This window comes from Cyanobium sp. BA20m-14 (assembly GCF_024346295.1).
This window is the reverse complement of record NZ_JAGQCR010000207.1, coordinates 1-5595: the sequence shown is the minus strand read 5'-3', so window position 1 is coordinate 5595 and position 5595 is coordinate 1. Positions and strand designations below refer to the sequence as shown.

At 65.9% G+C, this 5595-nt stretch carries 5 protein-coding genes and 1 pseudogene; 5 read left to right on the top strand and 1 reads right to left on the bottom strand.

All coding sequences use genetic code 11. From position 1 onward, the window contains the following. Positions 1 to 132, bottom strand: a pseudogene (locus KBZ07_RS15360) (cytochrome b6); the annotation flags it as partial. A 49-nt stretch (positions 133 to 181) separates the two neighbouring features. On the opposite strand from KBZ07_RS15360, the gene ctpZ reads away from it, so the two are divergent. The 5 genes from ctpZ to KBZ07_RS15335 form a co-directional block, all read left to right on the top strand. Further along, positions 182 to 1459 (top strand): carboxyl-terminal processing protease CtpZ, encoded by a 1278-nt coding sequence (gene ctpZ / locus KBZ07_RS15355; protein ID WP_396124125.1) that lies wholly within the window; start codon positions 182 to 184, stop codon positions 1457 to 1459. Between the two features lie 2 nt (positions 1460 to 1461). Further along, positions 1462 to 2703 carry an HD domain-containing protein gene (locus KBZ07_RS15350; RefSeq protein ID WP_254932426.1) on the top strand — a complete coding sequence of 414 codons (1242 nt, stop codon included), beginning with the start codon at positions 1462 to 1464 and terminating at the stop codon, positions 2701 to 2703. A gap of 26 nt (positions 2704 to 2729) precedes the next feature. Beyond that, positions 2730 to 3461 carry a septum site-determining protein MinC gene (minC, locus tag KBZ07_RS15345; RefSeq protein ID WP_254932425.1) on the top strand — a complete coding sequence of 244 codons (732 nt, stop codon included), beginning with the start codon at positions 2730 to 2732 and terminating at the stop codon, positions 3459 to 3461. A 123-nt stretch (positions 3462 to 3584) separates the two neighbouring features. Further along, complete coding sequence (locus KBZ07_RS15340; protein ID WP_254932424.1) at positions 3585 to 3890, top strand: hypothetical protein; 306 nt, start codon at positions 3585 to 3587, stop codon at positions 3888 to 3890. 212 nt (positions 3891 to 4102) lie between these two features. Continuing rightward, positions 4103 to 5595 (top strand): IS1182 family transposase (locus tag KBZ07_RS15335; RefSeq protein ID WP_254932423.1); only part of this gene is annotated, 1493 nt, incomplete at its 3' end.

Sequence of the window (5595 nt, the reverse complement as noted above, 5' to 3'; positions counted from 1 at the left end):
AATATGGACGTGGGGCGGGACATACTTGGAGGAGATGTCGTCGGCAATTGACTGGATCTCAAGGCGTTCCTCGAACCAGTTGTAGACCGGGTTAGCAGCCTGTCCGGAGTTTCCAGCAGGTGTGTTCGCCATGCAGCTGGTGGGGTAATTGCGAAAGTCTACCGATGATCAAGAGCAGCTCGTGAGTGCCCAGCCCCCCAGGCCCAGGCCTTCTCAACCCTTTGCAACAGGCCGGTCCAAGGCCAGGCATCCGCTGCGGATCCTGCTGCTGGTGGCATTGCTGGCCCTCAGCCTGCTGGCCGGGCCAGCCAGGGGGACCCTGGCCCTCAGTGACACCCAGCAGCTGGTGGTGGAGGCATGGCGCCTGGTGAACCAGAGCTATGTGGATCCCGCTCGCTTCGACCAAGTGCACTGGAAGCGCCTGCGCCAGAAGGCCCTCGAGCAACCCATCTCCAGCTCAAGCGACGCCTATGACGCCATCGAGGCGATGCTCACCCCCCTGGGCGACCCCTACACCCGGCTGCTGCGACCGGGCGACTACGCCACCCTGCGCTCCAACACCCAGGGCACGGTTACCGGAGTTGGACTGCAGCTGGGCCTACGCAGCCCCGATCAACAAATCGTTGTGATCGCCCCGCTGGATGGCTCCCCCGCCTCTGAAGCCCAGATCCCCAGCGGTGCAGAAGTGGTGCAGGTGGATGGCAAGGCCAGTGAGGCCCTTGGGCTCGAGCAAACAGCCGCCGCCCTGCGGGGCCCAGCCGGCAGCAGGGTGCTGGTGCAACTCACCATCAGGGGAAAGCCCCGGGAAGTGGAGCTGGAACGGCGCCAGGTGGAACTGCGGCCGGTGCGCAGCAAGCGGCTGCGGGTGGGCGACCACACCCTGGGGTACCTGCGGATCACCCAATTTTCCGAACCGGTGCCCGAGGCCGTTCAGGAAGCCCTGGCAGATCTCAACGGCAAGGGCATCGAGGGCCTGATTCTGGATCTGCGCAACAATTCCGGAGGCCTGGTGAGTGCGGGGCTGGCGGTGGCGAACGACCTGCTCGATGGGGCTCCGATTGTTGAAACCCAGGACCGCAATGGGCTCAGCTCCCCCCAGCAGGCAAGCCCTGGCCAGCTCTTCGACGGACCGATCCTCACCCTGGTGAACGCGGGCACCGCTAGCGCCAGCGAAATCCTGGCGGGGAGCCTCCAGGACAACGGCCGCAGCGAGCTGGTGGGGGCACGCACCTTCGGCAAGGGACTGATTCAAACCCTGATCCCCCTTGGCGACACCAGCGGCCTGGCCGTAACGGTGGCCCGCTACCTCACGCCCAGCGGCCGCGACATCCAAAACCAGGGCATTGAACCCGATGTGGTGCTGCCCCAGCCCGAACCCCTCGATCCCGGCGGCGAAGGCGACAGTTGGCTCGAACAGACGGGCCGCTTGCTTGCAGGCCGCCTGGACGGGACCCCATAAAGATGGGGGAACGCACGTATCACGACCCGCTGCACGGGGCGATCCGCCTCGATGGCGCCGACCCGGCCGAAGCCCTGGTCATCGACCTGATCGACACCGCCCCCTTCCAGCGCCTGCGTCGGGTGCGCCAGCTGGGGCCAGCTTTTCTGACCTTCCACGGAGCCGAATCGAGCCGCTTCACCCATTCCCTGGGGGTATTGCATCTGGCCCGGCTGGCCCTGGGCCAGCTGGAGCGCCGCAATCCCGCCCTGGCCGAGCACCGGGCCGTGCTCTACGCCGCGGCCCTGCTCCACGACGTGGGCCATGGGCCCCTGAGCCACTCCGGTGAAGAGATGTATGGGCTGCACCATGAAGCCTGGTCGGGTCGCCTGATCCGGGAACACCCGGCACTGCGGGACCGGCTGGAGACCTATGCCCCAGGCACAGCAGTGGCCGTGGCCGCCCTGCTGGAGCACGGCCAGTACCCCAACGCCGCGATCCAGGCCCTGGTGAGCAGCCAGCTCGACTGCGACCGGCTCGACTACCTCCTGCGCGACAGCTACAGCACCGGCACCGCCTACGGCAAGCTTGATCTCGAGCGGATCCTGGCAGCCCTAACCCTGGCCCCCGATGGCCAACTGGCCATCACCCCCAAGGGACTGATGGCCGTGGAGCACTACCTGGTGGTGCGCAATCTGATGTACCGGAGCGTCTACAACCACCGGCTCAACGTGGTGTGCAACTGGCTGCTGCGCCAGACCATCGCCAGCGCCCGCAGGCTGGGGCCGGCAGAGGTTTGGGCCGACCCGGTGATGGCCCGTTGGCTGTGGCATTGCGATGGGCTCGATCTCGAGACCTTCCTGGCCAACGACGACATCCGCACCGGGTATCACCTGATGCGCTGGATGGAGGAAGGCCCTGCGGAGCTGCAGGCCCCTTGCCGCCGACTGCTGGAAAGACGGCTGCTCAAGGCCACCGCCGTAAGCCACCTGGAGCCGGGCCGGCGGATGGAGCTGCTGGCTGCAGCCCGTCAATTGAGTGAAGCTGCAGGATTAAATGCCGAAACCAGCTGTGGTCTGGAGCAGCGCCAGAACCGCGGCTACCACCCCTATGAAGGCGGCTTGCGGCTCTGGGATGGCGAGCACCTCCAGGCCCTGGAGCAGCGCTCTGCCCTGGTGCAGAGCCTCACCATCCCAGTGGAGCTGGCCTGGCTGATCCACCCTGCCGAGGTGGCGCCTAAGTTGCGCAAATTGGTGGGCCGCTGAGCAGGGACGCCGCTGGGGAGCCATCTATGGGAGCAGATTCGGGAGCAGAGCTGATTCCAGCCCAGGCGGGCCAGGGGCTGCACCGGCTAGTGCTGCCTGCTCCAGCGACCATCCACAGCGGCCAGGTAGCGCCGCTGCAGGAAGCCGCCGCCCTGGTGCAGTCGGCCGTGGCCAGTGCGCGTCTGCTGGGCAGCGGTGGGCCCCGGGGCCTGCTCCAACTCGAGGCCGGATCCTGGCGTCTCAGCCTGGGCCAGCTAAGCGAACTGCGCGACACCCTGGCAGGCCTGGAGCTGGAACTGGCCAACCTCTGCAGCAGTAACCCCCAGACCCATGTGGCGGCAGCGGCCCTGGGGATCGAAAGCCAGTGGCCGGCCCAGGCAACCCCCAGGGGGAATGGCCCGGGCGACCCCGATCCTGAGCTGGTGGTGCACCGGGGCACCCTGCGCTCCGGCGATCATCTGCAAACCCAGGGGACCCTCCTGTTGCTCGGGGATGTAAATCCCGGGGCGCGAATTTCCGCCGCCGGGCACGTGCTGGTATGGGGGCGGCTGCGGGGCACCGCCCATGCCGGCTGCAATGGCGACACCGGAGCGAGGATCGTGGCCCTCCAGCTCAGGCCCCTGCAGCTCCGCATTGCCACAACCGTCGCCCGGGGGCCAGATGGATCCCCACCAGCCGGCCTTGCCGAAGAGGCCAAGATCGTCAATGGAGCCATCCAGATCGACCCGGCCCAGCCAGGCTGGCCCCTCAGCGGTTGATCAGCCCCAGGCCGCCCAGCAGCCCCGCCCCGGCCATGAACCAGAGCGGCGAAATGCGGCTGCGCAGCATCAACGCGCACATTAAGCCATGTGGGTTGACGCAAACCCGAGTGTTCGCAGGGGTTGTCGGCCGCAGTTCCGGGGGAAACACAGGTAGCGGCAGCAGAAGCGGCGGCAAAATCGACTCAGCAGCCCGCTGCCGGTTGCCAGCAGCAAACAGCCGCTCCGATCACCGCGCCGGCGCCGGCCCACCACCGCCGAGCACCGGGCCTGGAGGCCATGCCCCAGGAGGGGATCCATTGGCCCCTGCTGGATACCACATGGGCAGGGCGCAGCGCTGAGGATCTAACGGCCGCTCACCGCCGGGCGGCGATCGAGCACGATCAGCACGGGATCTTGCCCGGCAGCCCATACTGGGAGGGAACGTAGCTGCCGGTGATTCAGCTACCTGGACATGCCGCTGTCCTTCCTCACCAAAGCAGACCGCCTGAGCTAGTGCGGCCCATTCCCAGGGTGGAGTTACAAGTGTGGGTCAACCCTAGGAGCCTGTCGCACATAAACCACCCACAGCCTCTCCGCAGACGCCCTTAAATCTGCCTAGATCCCTGTGACCGCAATGGTTTCGGGTGATAAACTGGGCTATGTGCAAGCTCAAGACTTTCCGTCCCTGGAACCCTGAGCAGACCCTGCTCTTGCCGCCATCGCCGATTGATTGGCTGCCGGCGAACCATCTGGTGTTCTTTTTGCTGGATCTGGCAACCGAGCTGGATCTGGGAGTCATCTATGCGGTCTATGACCAGCGGGATTCCCGTGGGGTCAAGGCCTACGAGCCGCGGATGATGGTGGCACTGCTGCTGTACGCCGACTGCGTCGGACTGCCATCCTCTCGCCGGATCGAGAGGGCCTGCTGGGAGGACGCCGCCTTTCGGGTTCTTACCGGTAACCAGCAACCGGACCACAGCCGCATCAGTGATTTCCGCCGCGTCCACCTTGATGCCCTGGCGGGACTGTTCGTGCAAGTGCTGCGCCTCTGCCAGAAGGCGGGTCTTGTGAGCCTGGGCAATGTGGCGCTGGATGGCACCAAGATGAAAGCCAATGCCTCAAAACACAAAGCGATGAGCCACGAGCGGATGCTCAAAGCCGAGGCTCAGCTGCAGACGGAGATGGCCGCGCTGCTGCGCAAGGCCGAGCTGATCGACGCCCAGGAAGACGAGCGCTACGGCAAAGACAAGCGAGGCGATGAGCTGCCGCAGGAACTCCAGCGCCGGCAGGACCGGATTGAGGCGATCCGCAAGGCCAGAGCAGAGCTGGAAGCGGAGGCTGCCGCCGATCAGGCCCGCCAGCGCCAGCAGCAGGCCAAAGAGGCCGAACAACAGGTGGCTGGGGCTGAAACGACCCAGGCCGACGCCAAGACCAGAGAGAAGGCTGCACGCCGTGCCAAAGCCGCACGCCAACGCGCCGAGGCGGCTCGGCAGCTGGCCACCGAGAAGGCTGAGGCAGCGGGCCGGCCGGCCCCAGATCTGGAGGTCAGCGCTGATCCCCAGGCGATGCCCAGCCGCAACCTGCCCACCGATGCAGCCGGAAATCCAAAAGGCACGGCCCAGCGCAATTTCACTGACCCGGACAGTCACATTCTTAAAGGTGGGGACGGCTGGATTCAGGGCTACAACTGCCAGGCCGCTGTCGATGGCGATCACCAGGTGATCGTGGCGGTCGGGATCAGCAACCAGGCCAGTGATGCCTCCCATCTCCTGCCCATGGTCGAGCGGATCGTCGCCAACACCGGCCAGCTACCGGACAAGCTGATCGCGGATGCGGGGTACTGCAGCACAGGCAACATCGAGATCTGCGAACAGCGCAAGCTGGATGTCTACGTCTCCACCAGCAGGCAGCAACACGGCAAACGGCCCCGTCCATCAAGGGGGCCAACGCCACGGGATCTGGATGCAAGGGGGCGAATGGACCGCAAGATCCGATCCAAGGCGAGCCAGGCGATCTACGCCCTGCGCAAGACGATCGTCGAGCCGGTGTTTGGCCAGATCAAAGCAGCCAGAGGCCTGGATCGCTTCCTATTAAGGGGCCTCGAGAAGGTGAATAGGGAATGGCACTTGATCGCCATCACCCACAACCTCGG